The 18,749-nt window shown below is 46.2% G+C and carries 16 protein-coding genes; all 16 read left to right on the top strand.

From position 1 onward, the window contains the following. Positions 1–62: 62 nt before the first annotated feature. The 16 genes from PHP87_RS03230 (at position 63) to rpsO (ending at position 18,604) form a co-directional block, all read left to right on the top strand. Positions 63–1,217: a 1-deoxy-D-xylulose-5-phosphate reductoisomerase gene (locus PHP87_RS03230; RefSeq protein WP_299918368.1), complete on the top strand. Its 1,155-nt coding sequence runs from the start codon at positions 63–65 to the stop codon at positions 1,215–1,217. Between the two features lie 146 nt (positions 1,218–1,363). Then, the gene (rseP, locus tag PHP87_RS03235) at positions 1,364–2,395 is read left to right on the top strand and encodes an RIP metalloprotease RseP (protein ID WP_299918370.1); all 1,032 of its coding nucleotides are present in this window, start codon (positions 1,364–1,366) and stop codon (positions 2,393–2,395) included. A gap of 5 nt (positions 2,396–2,400) precedes the next feature. Next, on the top strand, positions 2,401–3,456 hold the full coding sequence (ispG, locus tag PHP87_RS03240) for a flavodoxin-dependent (E)-4-hydroxy-3-methylbut-2-enyl-diphosphate synthase (RefSeq protein ID WP_299918371.1): 1,056 nt from the start codon (positions 2,401–2,403) through the stop codon (positions 3,454–3,456). A 14-nt stretch (positions 3,457–3,470) separates the two neighbouring features. Continuing rightward, on the top strand, positions 3,471–5,183 hold the full coding sequence (locus PHP87_RS03245; RefSeq protein WP_299918373.1) for a proline--tRNA ligase: 1,713 nt from the start codon (positions 3,471–3,473) through the stop codon (positions 5,181–5,183). A 28-nt stretch (positions 5,184–5,211) separates the two neighbouring features. Next, positions 5,212–5,877 (top strand): MgtC/SapB family protein, encoded by a 666-nt coding sequence (locus PHP87_RS03250; protein ID WP_299918375.1) that lies wholly within the window; start codon positions 5,212–5,214, stop codon positions 5,875–5,877. A gap of 23 nt (positions 5,878–5,900) precedes the next feature. Continuing rightward, positions 5,901–9,539, top strand: coding sequence for a PolC-type DNA polymerase III (locus PHP87_RS03255; RefSeq protein WP_299918378.1), 3,639 nt, complete (start codon positions 5,901–5,903; stop codon positions 9,537–9,539). A gap of 137 nt (positions 9,540–9,676) precedes the next feature. Then, positions 9,677–10,168, top strand: coding sequence for a ribosome maturation factor RimP (gene rimP / locus PHP87_RS03260; RefSeq protein WP_299918379.1), 492 nt, complete (start codon positions 9,677–9,679; stop codon positions 10,166–10,168). Positions 10,169–10,182: 14 nt separating this feature from the next. After that, on the top strand, positions 10,183–11,331 hold the full coding sequence (nusA, locus tag PHP87_RS03265; protein ID WP_299918381.1) for a transcription termination factor NusA: 1,149 nt from the start codon (positions 10,183–10,185) through the stop codon (positions 11,329–11,331). Further along, positions 11,315–11,596 (top strand): YlxR family protein, encoded by a 282-nt coding sequence (locus PHP87_RS03270; protein WP_299918383.1) that lies wholly within the window; start codon positions 11,315–11,317, stop codon positions 11,594–11,596. The genes nusA and PHP87_RS03270 overlap by 17 nt, the downstream gene beginning before the upstream one ends. A gap of 13 nt (positions 11,597–11,609) precedes the next feature. After that, the gene (locus PHP87_RS03275; RefSeq protein ID WP_299918384.1) at positions 11,610–11,951 is read left to right on the top strand and encodes a ribosomal L7Ae/L30e/S12e/Gadd45 family protein; all 342 of its coding nucleotides are present in this window, start codon (positions 11,610–11,612) and stop codon (positions 11,949–11,951) included. Next, entirely contained in the window at positions 11,939–14,602 is a 2,664-nt protein-coding gene (gene infB, locus PHP87_RS03280) for a translation initiation factor IF-2 (protein ID WP_299918387.1), read from the top strand. The genes PHP87_RS03275 and infB overlap by 13 nt, the downstream gene beginning before the upstream one ends. A 294-nt stretch (positions 14,603–14,896) precedes the next feature. Continuing rightward, positions 14,897–15,271, top strand: a complete 375-nt coding sequence (gene rbfA / locus PHP87_RS03285; protein ID WP_299918389.1) for a 30S ribosome-binding factor RbfA — start codon at positions 14,897–14,899, stop codon at positions 15,269–15,271. Further along, a complete protein-coding gene (locus PHP87_RS03290; RefSeq protein ID WP_299918391.1) occupies positions 15,264–16,226 on the top strand; it encodes a bifunctional oligoribonuclease/PAP phosphatase NrnA in 963 nt (320 codons plus the stop codon). Before rbfA ends, PHP87_RS03290 begins: the two co-directional genes overlap by 8 nt. A gap of 3 nt (positions 16,227–16,229) precedes the next feature. Then, the gene (gene truB, locus PHP87_RS03295) at positions 16,230–17,129 is read left to right on the top strand and encodes a tRNA pseudouridine(55) synthase TruB (protein ID WP_299918393.1); all 900 of its coding nucleotides are present in this window, start codon (positions 16,230–16,232) and stop codon (positions 17,127–17,129) included. Between the two features lie 52 nt (positions 17,130–17,181). After that, positions 17,182–18,129: a bifunctional riboflavin kinase/FAD synthetase gene (locus PHP87_RS03300; RefSeq protein WP_299918395.1), complete on the top strand. Its 948-nt coding sequence runs from the start codon at positions 17,182–17,184 to the stop codon at positions 18,127–18,129. 205 nt (positions 18,130–18,334) lie between these two features. Beyond that, the gene (gene rpsO, locus PHP87_RS03305) at positions 18,335–18,604 is read left to right on the top strand and encodes a 30S ribosomal protein S15 (RefSeq protein ID WP_299918398.1); all 270 of its coding nucleotides are present in this window, start codon (positions 18,335–18,337) and stop codon (positions 18,602–18,604) included. Positions 18,605–18,749: the final 145 nt, after the last annotated feature.

Raw genomic sequence — 18,749 nt, forward strand, 5'->3', positions numbered from 1 at the left:
TTTGCAGTAAAGTCATCATTTCATACTGTTACCTGCCTAATGGCGAAAGGAAGGTTATATAAATGAATAAGAAGCAGTCCAATGTAATAATTCTTGGTTCTACCGGTTCCATTGGCAGACAAGCACTTGATGTAATCCGTATGCACTCGGATTCGTTTAGAGTACTGGGCCTGGCGGCCAAAGATGAAGTAAAGCTCTTGCAAGAACAGATTGAACTCTATAAGCCTGAATATATTTCCCTGGCTGATAGGGAAAGCTTGAAGCAACTCAGGGAGTTGGGTGGCAGCGGAGTTAAAAAAGCTCTGCCTGGGGTAGAGGGATTATGTGAATTGGCCAGTTTGCCGGAAGTTGATATTGTGCTGGTGGCTTTGAGTGGGGCCATAGGTATTCTGCCTACTCTGGCAGCAATCGAGGCCCGGAAACGGGTAGCCCTGGCTAATAAGGAGACCCTGGTGGCAGCCGGGGAAATTGTAATGCGGCAAGCACGGCAGCAGGGAGCCGCGATTATCCCTGTGGACAGCGAACATTCAGCTATATTTCAATGTTTAGCAGGTGAAGAAAAGCATCTGCATCGAATTTGGCTCACCGCTTCCGGCGGTCCTTTCCGGGATTTTACTCCTGAGCAGTTAGAAAAGGTTAATTTGGAAATGGCCTTACAGCACCCCAACTGGTCCATGGGACCCAAAATAACCATAGACTCTGCTACCCTGATGAACAAGGGCTTGGAAGTTATCGAGGCTCATCATCTTTTTGGAGTGGGGTATAATGAAATTGAAGTTCTTATTCAAGCCGAGAGTATCATCCATTCCATGGTGGAATTGCAGGATGGATCATTCCTGGCTCACCTGGGAAGGCCTGATATGAGAATACCTATTCAATATGCCCTTACTTACCCGGAGCGGATGGAATCTCCAGTGGAAAGGCTGGATTTCAGAACGCTTGGGGCCATCCATTTTAGTTGTCCGAATACTCAGGCTTTTCCAGCTCTGGCTCTGGCTTACGAGGCGGGTAAAACAGGAGGCAGCATGCCCGCAGTGCTTAACGCAGCCAATGAGGTGGCGGTAAACTTTTTTATGCAAAGAAGGATATCCTTCTCCAGCATTCCCTCTTTGGTGGGAAGGGTTATGGAAATGCATAATGTAGTGAAGCAGCCTGACCTGGACAGCATACTGGCGGCTGATGCCTGGGCGCGGGCCCGTTGCGAGGAACTTGTTTAAGAAAAGTGAGGGGCAAGGGGTTAAGGTTATTTCCTACCACATCATACTATTCAAACCCAGCTAGTATTTCACTTTTCATGGGTGGTTGTGCTCCTTGGACATGGGGGTTAATAGATAAATCTCGAAATAGCTTTTAGGAGGCTTGCATGAACACTATTCTTATTACTCTATTGATTATTGCGGTGCTGATTCTGGCCCATGAATGGGGGCATTTTGTAGTGGCCCGCCGGATTGGCATACCGGTTTACGAGTTTGGGATTGGCTTTGGCCCCAAACTCTTCTCCTGGAAAAGAAACGGGGTAGTTTATTCTCTGCGTGCGATTCCTTTAGGGGGGTTTGTGCGGATGGCCGGAGAAGAACCTGGTGATCCGGAAGAACCCGATGGTTTTAGCCATAGGACTCCCCTGGAAAAAATCCGGGTTTCCTTTGCCGGGCCTTTTATGAATTTTATTCTGGCCTTGCTGATTTTTGTTTTCAGCTATAGCGTGATGGGCCTCCCCCACAGTTCCAATGAAGCGGTAATAGGAACTGTAATCAAGGGGAAACCAGCGGATCTGGCGGGGATCAGGGCCAATGACAGGATAGTTTCGGTAAACGGTATTGCCATTAATAGCTGGGCTGATTTTAATCAGCAAACCTCCCAGAGCAACGGTCAGCCCTTGGAGCTGCAGTTGGAGCGAAACCAGCAGCTCGTTAGCCTGCAGGTTGTGCCGGTAAAACTTGATTCTTCCGGCAATATGGGCATTGGCGTTCTTAACCGGGTGATTTATGAGAAGCAGGGAATTATAAAATCCATGGAATTAGGGCTAAAACAAACCTATGAACTTACTCTTTTACTCTTTTCCGCTTTGGGAATTCTGATAACTGGTGGTGCATCCATGGGAGATTTGGCCGGTCCGGTGGGTATAACCCGTCTGGTAGATGAGTTTGCCCAGGTGGGGATAGTATTCCTGCTTAACTTTACAGCGTTTCTCAGTATTAACCTGGGTATCATGAACCTCTTGCCTATTCCGGCTCTGGACGGCAGTAAAATTGTATTCGCCGTGGTGGAGGCCATACGCAAGAAGCCTCTGGATCCGGAAAAGGAAGGTTTTCTTAACTGGATAGGTTTTCTCTTTCTTATTGGTTTAATGATTATTGTGACTTTTAATGATATTGTAAGATGGATACGAGGATAAAGGGTATGCGTCATAAAACCAGGGTAATCAAAGTGGGAACAGTCCCGGTCGGGGGAGAGCATCCCGTGGTGGTGCAATCGATGACTAACACCGATACCCGTGATATTGAAAGGACCGTTAAACAGATACAGCAGCTGGAAGCCGTCGGCTGTGAGCTCGTACGGGTGGCGGTGGTTGATGAGGAAGCCGCCCGGGCGCTTGCCCGCATTAAAGAGAAGATAAATATTCCCTTGATTGCCGATATCCATTTTGATCATCGCCTGGCTTTGAAAAGCCTGGAGGCTGGAGCTGATGGCTTGCGGATAAACCCGGGCAATATAGGGGAAGAGAAGAAGCTGCGTGAAGTAGTGAAGGCTTGCCAGGAGAAAAAAACACCCATAAGAATCGGGGTTAATGCCGGCTCTCTGGACAAAAGGATCTTGGAGAGATTCGGGGGAATCTCGGCCGAGGCCATGGTGGAAAGCGCCCTGGAAAATGTAAAGCTTTTGGAAGATATGGACTTCCATGAAATAAAGTTGTCGTTAAAAGCCTCCTCGGTTATGCTGACGGTGGAGGCCTATCGCCTGCTGGCCGGAAAAGTTGATTACCCGCTGCATGTGGGCATTACCGAAGCCGGTACCAAGGATCGTGCCTTGATTAAGTCGGCCCTGGGAATAGGGATGCTTTTGTACGAAGGGATTGGAGATACCATTAGGGTTTCGTTAACCGCAGATCCAGTGGATGAAGTATGGGCCGCCTATGAAATACTGCGTAGTTTGGGTCTGCGCCAGCGTGGAATTGAACTGATTTCCTGCCCCAGTTGCGGCCGCTGTGAGATTGACTTGATAGAAACCGCCGAAGAGGTCGACAGGAAAATCAGGCATTACCCGCAAGCCTTGAAGGTGGCGGTTATGGGTTGTGTGGTCAATGGACCGGGGGAAGCCCGGGAAGCTGATCTTGGTATTGCCGGGGGACGGGGATTTGGTTTATTATTCAGGAACGGTGAGATAATTAAAAAAGTACCGGAAAACGAGCTGGTAACAGTGCTTTTACGGGAAATTGAGGATAGCAGTAAAAAGTAAGGGGGTTTGAACTCTTGAAAGCTTCAGAATTATTCTTTCCCACATTGCGGGAGGTACCCAGCGAGGCTGAAGTCTTGAGTCACCAGTTGCTGTTGAGAGCCGGCTTTATAAGAAAAGCCACGGCAGGTGTTTATAGCTATTTGCCTTTGGCCAACCGGGTTCTCAAAAAGATAATGAGTATTGTCCGGGAAGAAATGGATCGGGCCGGGGGCCAGGAAGTAATTCTACCTATAGTCCAACCGGCGGAGCTGTGGAAGAAATCAGGCCGTTGGGAGGTTTATGGCGATGAGATGTTTCGGCTAAAAGACCGGCACAATCGCGATTTTGCCCTGGGACCGACTCACGAAGAGATAATTACCACTCTGGTGGATGCTGATGTTCATTCCTACCGTCACCTGCCTTTGCTGCTTTACCAGATACAGAACAAATACCGGGATGAAATTAGGCCCCGTTTTGGCTTGATGCGCGGGCGGGAATTTATCATGAAAGACCTCTACTCCTTTGATATTGATGAGGAAGGGTTGGATATTTCCTATCACAAAATGTACGCGGCCTATAATCGCATATTCCAGGGATTAAAGCTGCAATACCGGGTGGTGGAGGCTGACAGCGGGGCTATAGGCGGGAATGAAAGCCATGAATTCATGGTTCTGGCGGAAAATGGCGAAGCGGAGATAGTATACTGCGAAAACTGTGATTATGGAGCGAATACGGAAAAGGCGGTTTGTTTCCTGGAGGAATCAAAGGCCGAAGAAGAGCAGTTGGAACGGGAAAAGGTCCATACCCCGGGACAGAGAACCATACAGGACCTGCTTGATTATATGAGTATTCCCAAAGAAAAACAAATAAAGACCTTGATTTATTATGCGGATGAAGAGCTAGTAGCGGCAATAGTACGAGGGGACCGCGAGCTAAACGAAATCAAATTCAAGAATGTGCTGGGCTGCAATCAATTATTCATGGCGGATGAGGCCGCGGTAAAACAGCTTTGTGGTGCCGGTTTCGGTTCGCTGGGACCGGTGGGGATGCCGCTGAAAAGCTATGTAGACCTGGAAGTAAGCCAGATGAAGAATTTTGCCTGTGGGGCCAATGAAGATGATTATCATTTTATCAATGTAAACCTGGGAAGGGATTTTACGCCGGCAGGCATCAACGATATTCGCAATGCTGTTGCGGGTGACAGTTGTCCGGTTTGTTCAGCTCCTTTATACAGCATGCGGGGAATTGAGGTAGGACACATTTTTAAGCTGGGAACCAAGTATTCTGAGGCCATGGAGGCCAATTTTCTGGATCAGAAGGGGAAGGAAAGGCCTATGGTTATGGGTTGTTATGGAATCGGCATATCGCGTACCATGGCAGCAGCCGTCGAACAGAGTGCTGATGAAAATGGTATTGTCTGGCCGCTTCCCATTACCCCCTTTGAAGTTATTATTGTTCCGGTCAACAGCAAAAATGAGGAACAGATGCAGGCGGCCTGGTCACTTTATGAAGAGTTTAAACAAGAGGGATTGGAGACTATTATTGACGACCGGGATGAAAGGGCGGGTGTAAAGTTTAAGGATGCCGATCTCATTGGAATCCCGCTGAGGATTACTATTGGCCCTCGCTCCCTGCAGGAAAAACAGGTGGAAGTCAAGAAAAGAACCGCTAAAGATCCGGAACTGGTTCCGCTGGACGTGGTTAGCAGCAGGGTGAAGCTTATGCTGAAGGAAATGTCTAAGCAGTGATATCACTATTGGGATTGTGAGTGAAAGTATGGGAATCTATGAAATAGTGTTTAAGCTTACCCTGGCCAGTATTCTGGGGGCCTTGATAGGCTTGGAGAGGGAGAGCCTGAATCGACCTGCCGGGCTTAGAACCTATACCCTGGTCTGTGTGGGGTCAGCTTTAGCCATGATTGTATCCATAGATATCTACCTGCAGTATTATCACACGGTAAATGCTGATCCCGGTCGTATTGCCGCACAAGTGGTAAGCGGAATCGGGTTTTTAGGAGCGGGAACCATTATAAGAGAGGGAGCCACAGTTCGCGGTCTGACTACTGCTGCTGGACTCTGGGCCGTAGCTTGTATCGGATTGGCTGTGGGATCGGGCCTGTATATTCCAGCTGTGGTTACTACTGTTCTAATTCTTTTTGTATTGATTTACTTTGTAAAATTTGAAGAAAAAATTACCGGAATGCGTGATTACAAAGGTTTGGTCATGGTAGTGGAAGATCGTCCTGGACAGGTGGGAAACATAGGCTCAATACTTGGTGAGCTCTGTGTTTTAATAAAGAACATACAATTAACCCGAATAGATGAAGGCGACAGTTTGGAGATTGAAGTTCTGCTGCAACTACCACCCAACATGTCTATTGAGGAAGTCATACAGGAGTTATCCATCATTAAGGGACTGCGTAGTATTGACCGCCTGGGCTAGGCATAAGAGTGGGAGAGTGGGGAATGGTAAACGGAGATTTTTATAGCTTTATTTCTAATTCCACCGGTTCTTTGAGCAAGTATTGGAGAGATTCTTCAGTGGAGAAACTGGAAGTCTTTCGCAGTGATAAGAAATGGAAGCTCTATGTTGCAGTAACGGAAGCGTTACCTGCAGATGTCCTACAACAAAGCACCGACAGACTTAAACAAGCCCTGCCTTTTCTAGATGGTTTGGAAATCATTACCTGCTTAAAAGATTTCGCCCAGCAAATGGAGAATATATTACGCTTACGGCAAAACGAGATCTTGTCAGAGGTTTTCATGTCTGATCAGGAAATTTTTGCCTCGCTGGGATGGCATTTTAACGAGAATCGGATAGATATGCTGGTTCAGGATAGGAATGTCTATAAAAACCTGATTGATAAGGAAACCTGCAGCCGGTTTTCCCAGTGGCTGGGGCAGCAATATGCTCTGCGGGTTTTGGTAAGGGCTATATGTACTGAGAACAACACAAACGATCTTGCTGACAACTATCTGCTGGCAGGGAGAAAGGTAGAAGTCCTGACAGGAACGGAAGAATTCATAGGGAGAAAAAAGCGCTACTTGGCAAGGAATAGTGGCGGGACAAAATTACTGGAGAACAGCAAGACTATTACAATATCGGAATTGCAAGAGGGCATGAAAAATGCAGTTATTGAAGGCGAGGTATGGCATAAGGAAATCAGCAGCTTGAAAGACAACAGTATAGTGGTTGCTTATTACTTAAGTGATTACGGCAGTAGTATTATTGCCAAACTTTTTTTGAATAAACTGGGGGATGATAAGATTGAGCCCGGTGATTGGATAAAGGCCGCTGGGAGTATTCGCTATGATAGCTATGTCAAAGAAGCCGTGTTGTTCATCGATGCCTTTATCCGCTTGGAAAAACCAGAAAGAAAAGATACAGCCGCCGAAAAAAGGATCGAACTTCATGCCCATAGCAAGATGAGTGCCATGGACGGTCTAACGGAGGTGTCCATGCTAGTGAAAAGGGCTGCGGAATGGCAGCATCCAGCCATTGCTATCACTGACCACGGTTGCATCCAGGCCTTTCCTGAAGCCTATAAGGCAGCCCGAAAATATAAAATTAAAGTGATATATGGTGTCGAAGCATATTTGGTCGAAGATGACAAAAGGGAACGTCCTTTTCATATCGTATTACTGGCTTTAAACCAAAGAGGTTTGAAGAATCTCTATCACCTGGTCAGTATTTCCTACCTCGATTATTTTTATCGTTACCCCAAAATTCCCCGCCGGGAATTAATCAATAAGCGGGAAGGGCTTCTTCTGGGCAGTGCCTGTGAAGCGGGGGAGGTTTTTCGAGCCATGGTCAGAGGGGCGGAGGAGAAAGAGATTGAAGAGATCGCCGGTTTTTATGACTATCTGGAAATACAACCCCTGGATAATAATGATTTTTTGGTAAGGGAAGGCAGTATCGCGTCACGAGAAGATTTACAGGAAATCAACCGTAGGATTATCCGACTGGGGCAGAGACTCAAGAAACCGGTAGTAGCTACTGGGGATGTTCATTTTCTCGATCCTCATCACGAGATATTCCGGCGGATTATTCAAGCGGGACAGGGCTATGAGGATGCTGAAAGCCAGGCTCCTCTCTACTTCCGTACCACCGATGAAATGTTGGCTGAAATGGCATATTTAAGCGAAGAAGAGGCGCGGGCTGTGGTTATCGATAATCCTGCCTTTATAGAGGAAATGATAGAGGATATACGGCCGGTGCCGGAGGGCTTTTACCCCCCCAAGATTGAGAGCGCCGCCGAGGAGGTTACCCAGATAAGCTGGGAGAAGGCTCATTCTTTATTTGGTGAAAAACTGCCACCCATTGTGGAGAATCGTATAGTGAAGGAATTAGATGCTATTACCCGCCATGGTTTTAGTGTTCTTTATCTCATAGCCCACAAACTGGTGGAAAAGTCCAATCAGGATGGATATATAGTAGGTTCGCGGGGGTCGGTAGGCTCTTCCCTGGTGGCTTTTTTAACCGGGATTACCGAAGTCAATCCACTTCCTCCCCACTATTTGTGCCCTTCCTGCCAGTTTAGTGACTTTGTAAGTGATGGTATTGCTAATTGTGGGGCTGACCTTTCCGAGCGCTCTTGTCCTGATTGTGGGGGCAAAATGCATCAGGACGGATTTGATATTCCTTTTGAGACCTTTCTGGGTTTTGAAGGCGACAAGGTGCCGGATATCGACCTCAATTTTTCCGGCGATTACCAGAGCCGAGCTCACCAGTATGTTGAGGACTTGTTTGGTAAAGAGAATGTTTACCGGGCGGGTACCATTTCGACTATTGCAGAAAAAACCGCCTATGGTTTTGTTAAGAAATATATGGAAGGCAGACAAATAGAACTCAGGAATGCTGAGATTAATCGCCTGGTTAAAGGGGTAACCGGGGTAAGAAGGACCACGGGACAACACCCTGGAGGTTTGATAGTTGTGCCCCAGGATCGGGACATTATGGAATTCACCCCCCTGCAGCATCCTGCGGACAAGAAAGATTCAGGGGTAATAACTACTCACTTTGAATATCACGCAATAGGCGATCAACTAGTCAAGCTTGATATATTGGGTCATGACGATCCGACTGTACTTAAGGAACTGGAGGATCTTACCGGAAAGAAAGCCTTCAGCATAAAACTTAACGAAAAGGAGACCATGAAACTCTTTTCTGGAGTCGAGCCTCTGGGTTTGGAAGCTGCCGATATTCTTTCCAGCGTGGGAACCTATGGGATTCCTGAGTTTGGCACCCGCTTTGTGCGGCAAATGCTGGAGGCTACCCGCCCGACCACATTTTCCGAACTGGTTAGGATTAGTGGGCTTTCTCATGGTACCAATGTATGGCTCAATAATGCCCAGAGTCTGATAAAAGACGGAACCGCCAGCCTGAGTGAAGTCATTTGTACACGGGATGATATAATGAGCTATTTAATTCAAAAGGGCTTGGATAAAAAGCAGGCCTTCAAGATCATGGAAAATGTGCGTAAGGGCAATGGATTGAATAGTAAAGAATGTGGGCTGATGGTGGGGCAGAGTGTTCCTTCCTGGTATATAGATTCCTGCCAGAAGATTGAATATATGTTCCCCAAAGCCCATGCTGTGGCTTATGTCACTATGGCTTTTCGTATAGCCTATTTCAAGGTTTACTATCCTTTGCAATTCTACGCTAGTTTTTTCAGTATCAGGGCGGAAGATTTTGATTCCCAGATTATTTTGGAGGGTTATGAGGCCTTAAAAAAAAGAATTCAGGAGATTGAAAAAGCTGGTTTGTCTGCTTCCCAGAAGGAAAGAAAACTTTTACCCGTTTTTGAAGTAGCTCTGGAAATGTATGCCCGGGGATTTAGCTTTCGACCTGTGGACATTTATAAATCTGATGCCAACAAATATTTGGTTGCAGACAATGCGCTATTATTGCCTTTTTCAGCACTGCCCAATGTGGGTGCAGCTGCAGCTCAGGGTATTATTGAATCAAGGGATGGGGGCAATTATATTTCCGTGGAAGATTTCCAACAGCGATCGCGGCTTAACAAAACTGCCATGGAGGTACTACGAAAATTCGATTGTCTGAATCATCTTCCGGAAACCAGCCAAATCAGTCTCTTTGGCTAACCTACAAATAACGCTTGACAATGGCCAAATGGCTTGAATTAATTTATGTGAATATGCTATACTATTCGCAAGCATACTAATACCATTAACCACAAAGTGGGTACCTGCCCACTTTTTCTATTGTTGGATCTATCTATTTGAGAATAGATAAAGAAAAACCGGGGGTGGAAATAATAGAGCGGACCACAATCCTCGCTAGGATCAAAAAACTAGCCGAAGAGAGACTAAATGAACTGGAACTGGAGCTGGTTGATATAGAATACCGCAAGGAAAACAAAGAGCAGATCTTGCGTGTTTTTATCGATAAAGACAGCGGGGTTGATCTGGAGTTGTGTAGCAAAGCCAATCGTGCCATAAAAGAGGGCATTGATGAAGAGGATATTTCCTACGATTATCTCGAAGTCTCTTCTCCGGGTTTGGATCGGGTCTTAAAAAAGGAGCGGGATTGGGAACGCTTTTCCGGATATCGGGTTAAGCTTAAAACCTTGAAATCATACCCGGGACCACTACGGATAACTGGTATATTGCGGGGTTTTGATAGCGAAAACATAGTGGTGGAGAGCGAAGGAGAGCTTTCTAAAGTGCCTCGTGACATGATAAGTGCAATCAGGTTGCATCCAGAATTTTAAGAGGAGGAAACGCAATGTCTAATGAACTGGTACAGGCATTGAATGACATAGAGAAAGAACGGGGTATTCCTAAAAGGGCTCTGGTGGAAGCCATAAAGTCAGCCTTGAGCACTGCGTATAAGAAGAACTTTGGGATATCCCAGAATGTAAGTGTGGAGTTTAATGAGATTAATGGTGAAGTCAAGGTTTTTTCTCAGAAGAAGATCAGCAATGAAGTGAAAGATCCCCGCTTGGAGATGTCCTTGGAAGAAGCCAAGGAACTCTATCCGGACTGCAAAGCCGAAGACCTGGTCTATGTTGAAGCTACGCCATCTGATTTCGGGCGCATCGCGGCTCAGACGGCCAAACAGGTAGTAATACAGAAACTGAGAGAAGCAGAGAGAAGTCTGATATATGAAGAGTTTTTGGAAAGAGAGGGCGAAATCATAGCCGGTACTATTCAGAGGATTGAATCCAAAACCATATATATCAGCCTGGGTCGTACGGAAGGAATAATGCTGGCTTCAGATCAAATCTACGGGGAAAGATACGAAGTTGGACAGAGGATTAAGGCTTATATTCATGAAGTCAAGAACACATCCAAAGGGCCTAATATATTTGTATCCAGATCCCACCCCTATTTTTTAAGGCGTTTGTTTGAAATGGAAGTCCCGGAGATATATGATGGAGTGGTGGAAATAAAGTCTATAGCTCGCGAGGCAGGAGCAAGATCTAAAGTAGCCGTCTATTCCTTGGATGATAAAATTGACTCGGTGGGTGCCTGTGTAGGACCCAGAGGCTTGAGGGTACAAAACATCGTTTCCGAATTGGGTGGAGAAAAAATAGATATCATTAAATACGACAAAGATCCGGAAAGGTATATTTCCAATGCCTTAAGCCCTTCCCGGGTGATTTTGGTAAATGTCAATGAGGCTGATAAAGTAGCCCGGGTTGTTGTACCGGATTACCAGCTTTCGCTAGCTATCGGAAAAGAGGGTCAAAATGCCCGCCTGGCCGCCAAGCTTACCGGATGGAAAGTGGATATAAGAAGTGAGAGCCAGGTGAATGATCACTATAATGAGATAGATGAAGAGATAGATGAAGAGATAGATGAAGAGATATTGGAACAGGATGGGACTGAAGTAAATACCGGGGAGAATGAAATAGATGACCAGGATTCGTAAACAGCCGCAGAGAATGTGTGTAGGCTGCCGGGAAATGAAGAATAAACGGGAACTGGTTAGGATTGTACGAAGCCCTCAGGGGGAAATTGAATTGGATACCACGGGCAAAAAGCCCGGTCGGGGGGCTTATATTTGTCCTGAACCGGAGTGTATTAAGCAGGCTATCAAGGGAAAGAGATTGCAAAAGGCCCTGGAACAGGATATACCTGCTGGCGTAATGGAAAAGATTAGAGAACAAATAGACCAGAATAAGCCTGGTCAATAAGGTGAGTGAGAGTTTGAAAAAAAGCTATGCTGTTTTGGGTTTTGCCCAGAAGGCCGGAAAGGTATCTTCAGGAGCTTTGGCGGCAAAATCCAGTATAATAAGGCGAAGAGCGTTTCTGTTAATTATTAGCAATGATATAGCGGAAAATACCAAGCAGGGCTTGATCAGCAGTTGTCAGAAACAGAAGATTCCCTGGATCATATTGGGCAACAAGTATGAGATCGGGGCTTCCATAGGGAAGGCATACCGGGTTGCCGTGACGATAAATGACCAGGGAATGGCTGAGTCCCTGATAAAATCGCTGGAGGCTGTCGGAGCAAAAGTAAGCACGGGGGTGGTTGAATGGCAAAAATAAGAGTACATGAACTGGCCAAGGAACTGGGAATTGCTAGCAAAGAAATGGTTGAAGTTCTGGTAAAAATGGGTTTAGATGTAAAAAATCATATGAGTACGGTGGAGGAATCACAGGCCAGCTGGGTTAAGAAGCGTTTAAGCGCCAAGGATGAGAGCAACGATAAACAAGCAACTAAACCAGTTGCCGGGGATGAAGCCACAGGAAAGCGTTCCGGGGATGCACCAAGGTCAGCTCCCCAGAAAAGACCAGGCATACAGGCGCATAATTCCACCAGTCCTGGTGCGGGTTCGCGTCCTCAAGAGGGTTCCAGACCAACTGGCAGTTCAGAAAGGCGCGATTATTCTGGAAACCGAGAAGCAGCTCCAAAAAGGGATGAAAGACGCCCAATCAGCCCTCAATCAGGCAAAGAAACGACTAGCCCGAGGAACAACACTGCGCCTCGGCCAACAGCGCGACCAGAGCAGCGAGGTTCCGGGCCAACTGGGAGACCAGATAATAGAGCTCCCGGCGCAAGCGGCAGACCAGACAACAGAGCTCCTGGAGCAACTGGGAGACCAGATAATAGAGCTCCCGGAGCAAGTGGCAGACCAAACAACAGAGCTCCTGGAGCAACTGGCAGACCAGATAATAGAGCTCCCGGAGCAAGCGGCAAGCGAACCCCCCAGAGAGCAGTGCCGAATAATACCCCCAGGCCAGTATCATCTCCGGAGCGAACAAGTGAGAACAAGACCAGGGAAGCAAGTTCAAGACCATTACCCAGTGGCCCCAAAACTGCAGGTGACAAGAAAGTTGTTCGGAGAAACACTCCTGCTGCGGTTCAGCACCAGAGTAAAGACTACAGTCGCCCGGGCCGGAAAACGAAACACAAGCGCAAAAAGGAGAGCATGGAATTTCATACCCCCGAAAGCATAAGTATTGAAGGCTCCATAATGGTTCGAGATTTAGCCGAGAAGCTTAATAAGAATCCGGCTGAAATAATGAAGAAATTAATGGAATTAGGAATCATGGCTACTATTAACCAAAATATTGATTATGAAACTGCGGAGATAGTATCCAGCCTCTATGATGTTAAAGTTGAACGAGAGCTTTCCGAAGAAGAGAAGATACTAGAAGAACTTGTTGATGTAGATGATGATGTCAAACTCAAGGCACGCCCGCCAGTTGTCACAGTAATGGGACATGTAGACCATGGTAAAACTTCCCTGCTTGATCGTATCAGACAGGCAAATGTGGTTTCGGGAGAAGCGGGGGGTATTACTCAGCATATTGGTGCTTATCAGGTAACGATAAAAGACAATAAGATAACCTTTATCGATACCCCTGGACATGAGGCCTTTACTGCCATGAGAGCTCGTGGGGCTAATCTCACAGATATTGTAATCCTGGTGGTAGCGGCGGATGATGGGGTAATGCCCCAGACGGTTGAAGCAATAAACCATATCAGGGCTGCCAAGGTTCCTTTTCTGGTAGCAATAAACAAAATAGATAAACCGCAAGCTGACCCGGAAAGACTCAAGCAACAATTAACGGAATATAATATTGTCCCTGAAGAATGGGGTGGAGATACCATATTTGTTCCGGTCTCAGCTAAAAGTGGAGAAGGAATCGAAAACCTGTTGGAAATGATTTTATTGGTAGCGGAAATGAATGAAATAAGGGCTAATCCGGATAGAGCTGCTTATGGTCTGGTAATCGAAGGAGAGCTGGATAAAGGAAGGGGAGCGGTAGCCACCGTACTGGTATTGAATGGAACCCTCAAGATAGGGGACTATGTAATCTGTGGAACCAATTGGTGCAGGGTGCGGGCTATGATTGATGATCGGGGTAAAAGGGTGGAGTTGGCATCGCCCTCCATGCCGGTCGAAATAATGGGATGGTCCGGTGTACCCGAGGCTGGTGGCAAAGTTCGGGTCTGTGATGAAAAAGTAGCCAAGGAAATCATCGGTCTGAGATTGAGTGAAAAGAAGATTGAAGAACAAAAACAAAGCAGCCGAGTTTCTCTGGATGAGTTTTTCCAGCAGATGAAGGATGCCGAGGTTAAGGAACTTACAATGATTATAAAAGGCGATGTCCAGGGTTCAGTAGAAGCTCTCCGGCAATCGCTACTGCGTTTGGCGACCAGCGAAGTCAAAGTAAATGTAATCCATTCAGCGGTAGGTGCTATTACCGAAACCGATGTTATGTTGGCATCTGCTTCCAATGCAATAATTATTGGCTTTAATGTAAGACCGGATAGTAAGGCTAGAAAATATGCTGAAGAAGAAAAGATAGATGTTCGCATGTACCGGGTCATATACGAGGCTATTGAGGATGTTAAAAAAGCCATGAGCGGCCTGCTGGATCCGGAATACAAAGAGAAGTTCCTGGGTCGTGCTGAAGTTCGGGCTCTTTTCAAAGTACCTAATGTGGGAGTTATCGCCGGGTCTTATGTTGTTGACGGAAAGATTCAGAGAAATGCCAGTGTGCGGGTCTTGCGAGATGGAGTAATTGTATACGAGGGCAACCTGGCCTCGCTAAAACGCTTTAAGGATGATGCCAAAGAAGTAGTGGAAAACTATGAATGTGGCATTGGAATCAAGGATTTCAATGATGTCAAGGAAGGAGATATTATTGAAGCCTATACCATGGAGGAAATCCCTAGAGAATTATAGGCTTGCATAGGGGACGGTCCTTTTGATATATATCATAATACATCTATGATTCCACTGCAAAAAGTCATAAATATGCATTAGCTTGCATAAATATACCGCTCAGCTACCTACGTAGCGACACCCGAAGGGTGGAGCATCAGTTGTACTCGACAGGGCGCTACGCATGGGCAACACCTGCGGCTTGTCTTGCGGCTCAAGGGGTACCGCGCTAATCTCCCGTCCTGGTGTTTCACCCTTCGGGTGTCACTATTAAGGTTGCGGGCATGGGGATTAGTAAGAAAGGTGGGTATATATATGAGTAAACGCCGGCAGGAAAGAATGTCTGTGGAAATAATGCGCGTTTTATCCCAGATAATTCAGGAGGAGATAAAGGATCCTCGTATCGAATTTAAAAACCTTTCCATAACTCGAATAGATCTCAGCAATGACTATAGCCATGCCCGGGTAAATATCAGTATATTGGGGGATGAAAGCCAGAGGGAAGAGGCGATGAAAGCCCTGCAAAAGGCCAAAGGTTATTTCAGGAGCGCTCTAGCCCAGCAGCTAAAGGTGCGCCATGCTCCAGAACTGGAATTTCGCCTGGATCGCTCTATAGAACATGGAATAAGGATTTCCTCCCTCCTGGAAGAAATTAGAGAAGAGGAAGAGGCTAAAGGTAGTAATGAATGATTTAAAAGAAATCGCCAGGAAAATAAAGGACAGCGATGACTTTTTACTCGTGGGGCATAAAGCCCCGGATGGAGATTGTATTGGTTCTTTACTGGGCTTATACCTGGGACTTGAGGCCATGGGCAAAAGGGTTGGAATTCTTTTGTCCGACCCTGTTCCCCCGATCTACCACTACCTGACTGCGGTGGAACAGGTGAAACAGCCTGGAGAAATACAGTCTCAACCCCCCAACCTCATTTTTCTGGATTGTTCGGATGAACAGCGGGTAGGCCAGGAAACCTTCGCTCTCATACAGCATAGGAACTGCAGTATTAACATCGATCATCACCAAAGTAATAATTTCTTTGGTGATTTTAACTATATTGATGCCAGTGCTGCGGCTACTGCCGAAATAATTACTGAATTGCTTCTGCATATGCAAGTAAATATCAACGCGGCTATGGCGGATGCTCTTTTGGCCGGTATTATTATGGATACGGGAAGTTTTTTAAATGCCAATACTACCGGTAAAACCCTGAGAATAGCCGCTGAGTTGCTCAATTTTGGTGCCAGTGTCAATCTTGCCAGGATAAACCTTTTTGAATCCAAGTCGCGAAAAGAATTATTAATGTTGCAGAGGGCTCTGCAACATTTAGATTTTACTGCTGACGGCAGAATAGCCTGGATGAGCCTGCCCTACCAGGAAATGGCGGATATCGGGGCGGAAGACTTGTATCCGGAAGGGCTTATCAACTATACTCGTATGATTGAAGGAGTGGAAGTAGGGATTTTGTTTCGTGAAATGCCGGCAGGAAAGATTAAAGTCGGCTTCCGATCACGGGGACAGGTTGATGTTGCTGCTCTGGCCCAAAAATTTGGCGGAGGTGGCCACAGGCAGGCATCAGGAGCCCAGTGCGAAGGTAAGCTGGAGGAAGTAAAGTCTACAGTAATTCTAGCGGTTAAGGATGTGATCTGATTTTTGGATGGGTTTCTTAACATCAACAAATCCCAGGGTATGACTTCTTTTGATGTTATAAGAAAGCTTAAAAGATCTCTACCTCGAAAATACAAGTTGGGGCATTTGGGTACTTTGGATCCTATGGCTGAAGGAGTTCTGCCCGTAGCAATCGGCCAGGGCACCAGAATAATTGCTTTTGTGGAGGATGAGACCAAGGAATATTTAGCCACCATGACCCTGGGAGCTTTATCCGATACCCAGGATGCCTGGGGAGAAATTACATACAGTAGCAAAAGAAAGGTAGAGCCGGGCCAAGTGGAAAAGGTCCTGGCTTTGTTTCGCGGTAAGAGCAGGCAAATTCCGCCCATGTACTCAGCCGTCCATCATGAAGGCAAAAGACTCTATGAACTAGCCCGTCAGGGTCTGGAGGTAGAGAGAAAAGCAAGAGAAATTGAGATTTTTGAGTTGGAACTGTTGGATAGTTATTGGGAGCGGGAATTTCCGCAGCTATGTTTGCGGGTAAGCTGTTCCCGAGGAACTTATATTCGCACACTATGTCATGATATAGGCCAGGAACTAGGCACCGGAGCCTATTTGTCCAGTTTATGTCGTAGTCGTTCCGCTTGCTTCAAGATAGAGGGGGCCATAAGCCTGGATTATATTCTGGAGAAACCGGAAAATCTGAGCCAGGCCTTACTGCCCATGGATTACCCTTTAAAAAATATGCCGCTTATTAGTGTAAGAACCGAAGAAATGTCTGCTATAATAAACGGAAATCAGATAAGCCGAACTGCCAAGATGCTGTTTCCCCGGGTGAGGCTCTATTCGCCGGAAGGACAACTGCTGGCTATTGCCAAAACAAAAAACTATAGTGACAAAACCGTTTTTGAGCCCTGCCGGGTGTTTAAGATTGGTGAATGAGTGAGGGGACAATTAAAGGTAACCCTAACGAAGAAATAGAAGGAGTTGCGGTATGGAGGTAGTAAGAGAAATAGATAATTATACCAATAATGAAGATCCGTTGTTTTTGGCCCTGGGCAATTTTGACGGGGTACACCGGGGGCACCAGCGATTGATAGGTGATTTGGTGCAGAAGGCCCGAGCCAGCAAGGGCATCGCGGCGGCTTTTATTTTTGAACCTCACCCGGCTACGGTACTTAATCCCAGCCGGGCTCCCAAACTTCTGGTAAGCGCAAAACGAAAAGCGGAGTTAATGAAGGAATTGGGTTTGGATAAACTGATCTACAACAGATTTGATTCGGCCATAGCCAGGTGCTCCCCGGAAGAATTTGCAAAAACCATACTGGTGGAGAGACTGCAAATTAAAGAAACATTTGTGGGATTTAACTATTCTTTTGGGCACAAAGGCCTGGGTACGCCTCAACTTTTACAAGAGCTGGGAAAAAAATATACTTTTCGGGTTAATATTATTCCCCCGGTAGAAGTCAATGGGCAGGTAGTATCCAGCAGCATTATCCGCCGGGCCTTGGATGCCGGTGATATCCAATTAGCCCGGGAAATGTTGGGTTACTGTCCCATGCTTGAAGGGGAAGTAATTGAAGGGGAAAAGCGAGGGGGAACTATTGGTTTCCCTACGGCCAATCTGGGAATTCGGGCGGAGCTAAATATACCCGGAAAAGGGGTATATGCGGCTTTCGCAGAGATAGAAGGCGAGAATTTTGGGGCGGCAGTGAACATTGGGAGCAAGCCTACCTTTCATCAGGAGTATCCCGTTTCAGTTGAGGCTAATTTAATAGATTTTGATAGACAGGTTTATGGACAAGATATAAGGCTGTATTTTCTCCAAAAAATTAGAGATGAAAGAAAATTCAGCGGCGTAGACGAACTGATTAAACAGATTAAAATTGACCGCGAGCAGGCTATAAGAATTTATGAGTCGATAGAAAATAATAGAAAATAGAATAATGGGATGATTCAGAAACTTTAGGTTAGGAATTGGTATTAGCATTCATCAACATAAACATAAGATAGGCCTTGCTTATCAAGCCATGATTGTATAAAATTAGGATTGGATTTATAAAGAGTCAGAACCTCAGGCTAGGGCTAACGATTTCACCAGCGTTTTCCTTGGCCGATGGCGATTATCAGGCAGAGGAGGTGAAAACTTGTCATTATCTCTAGAAAGAAAAGGGGAAATAATTAAGACCTACCAGATTCATGAGAACGATACCGGTTCACCGGAAGTTCAAATTGCTATACTTACGGAAAGAATAAATTACCTGAATGAACATCTGAAAATAAATTCCAAAGACCATCATTCCAGAAGAGGATTGCTGAAAATGGTAGGACAGCGCCGGTCGCTTTTAGATTATCTTAAGAAAAAAGACTTTGAGCGCTATCGGAGTATTGTTACCCGGTTGGGTCTGCGCAGGTAAAGAGCGGTAATCCGCTCTTTATCTTTATGGTGTGCCCGGCATGGGCGCAGTCTAATGGGTGAAAGTCCCTAGTGCGGGTTGATAGTGCCAAGCACATAGCCAAGGGCAAGGGTGTCCGCGGCGACGCGGAATCTGAAGGAAGCCG

This window comes from Syntrophomonas sp. (assembly GCF_028707975.1).
Lineage (GTDB): Bacteria > Bacillota > Syntrophomonadia > Syntrophomonadales > Syntrophomonadaceae > Syntrophomonas.

Bases quoted from the DNA above. Each gene is read 5' to 3' on its own strand.
- infB (WP_299918387.1), top strand. From the start codon at position 11,939: ATGGCAAAAATAAGAGTACATGAACTGGCCAAGGAACTGGGAATTGCT.
- rbfA (WP_299918389.1), top strand. From the start codon at position 14,897: ATGAGTAAACGCCGGCAGGAAAGAATGTCTGTGGAAATAATGCGCGTT.
- PHP87_RS03250 (WP_299918375.1), top strand. From the start codon at position 5,212: ATGGGAATCTATGAAATAGTGTTTAAGCTTACCCTGGCCAGTATTCTG.
- ispG (WP_299918371.1), top strand. From the start codon at position 2,401: ATGCGTCATAAAACCAGGGTAATCAAAGTGGGAACAGTCCCGGTCGGG.
- rseP (WP_299918370.1), top strand. From the start codon at position 1,364: ATGAACACTATTCTTATTACTCTATTGATTATTGCGGTGCTGATTCTG.
- PHP87_RS03230 (WP_299918368.1), top strand. From the start codon at position 63: ATGAATAAGAAGCAGTCCAATGTAATAATTCTTGGTTCTACCGGTTCC.
- PHP87_RS03270 (WP_299918383.1), top strand. From the start codon at position 11,315: ATGACCAGGATTCGTAAACAGCCGCAGAGAATGTGTGTAGGCTGCCGG.
- PHP87_RS03255 (WP_299918378.1), top strand. From the start codon at position 5,901: ATGGTAAACGGAGATTTTTATAGCTTTATTTCTAATTCCACCGGTTCT.
- PHP87_RS03290 (WP_299918391.1), top strand. From the start codon at position 15,264: ATGAATGATTTAAAAGAAATCGCCAGGAAAATAAAGGACAGCGATGAC.
- PHP87_RS03300 (WP_299918395.1), top strand. From the start codon at position 17,182: ATGGAGGTAGTAAGAGAAATAGATAATTATACCAATAATGAAGATCCG.
- nusA (WP_299918381.1), top strand. From the start codon at position 10,183: ATGTCTAATGAACTGGTACAGGCATTGAATGACATAGAGAAAGAACGG.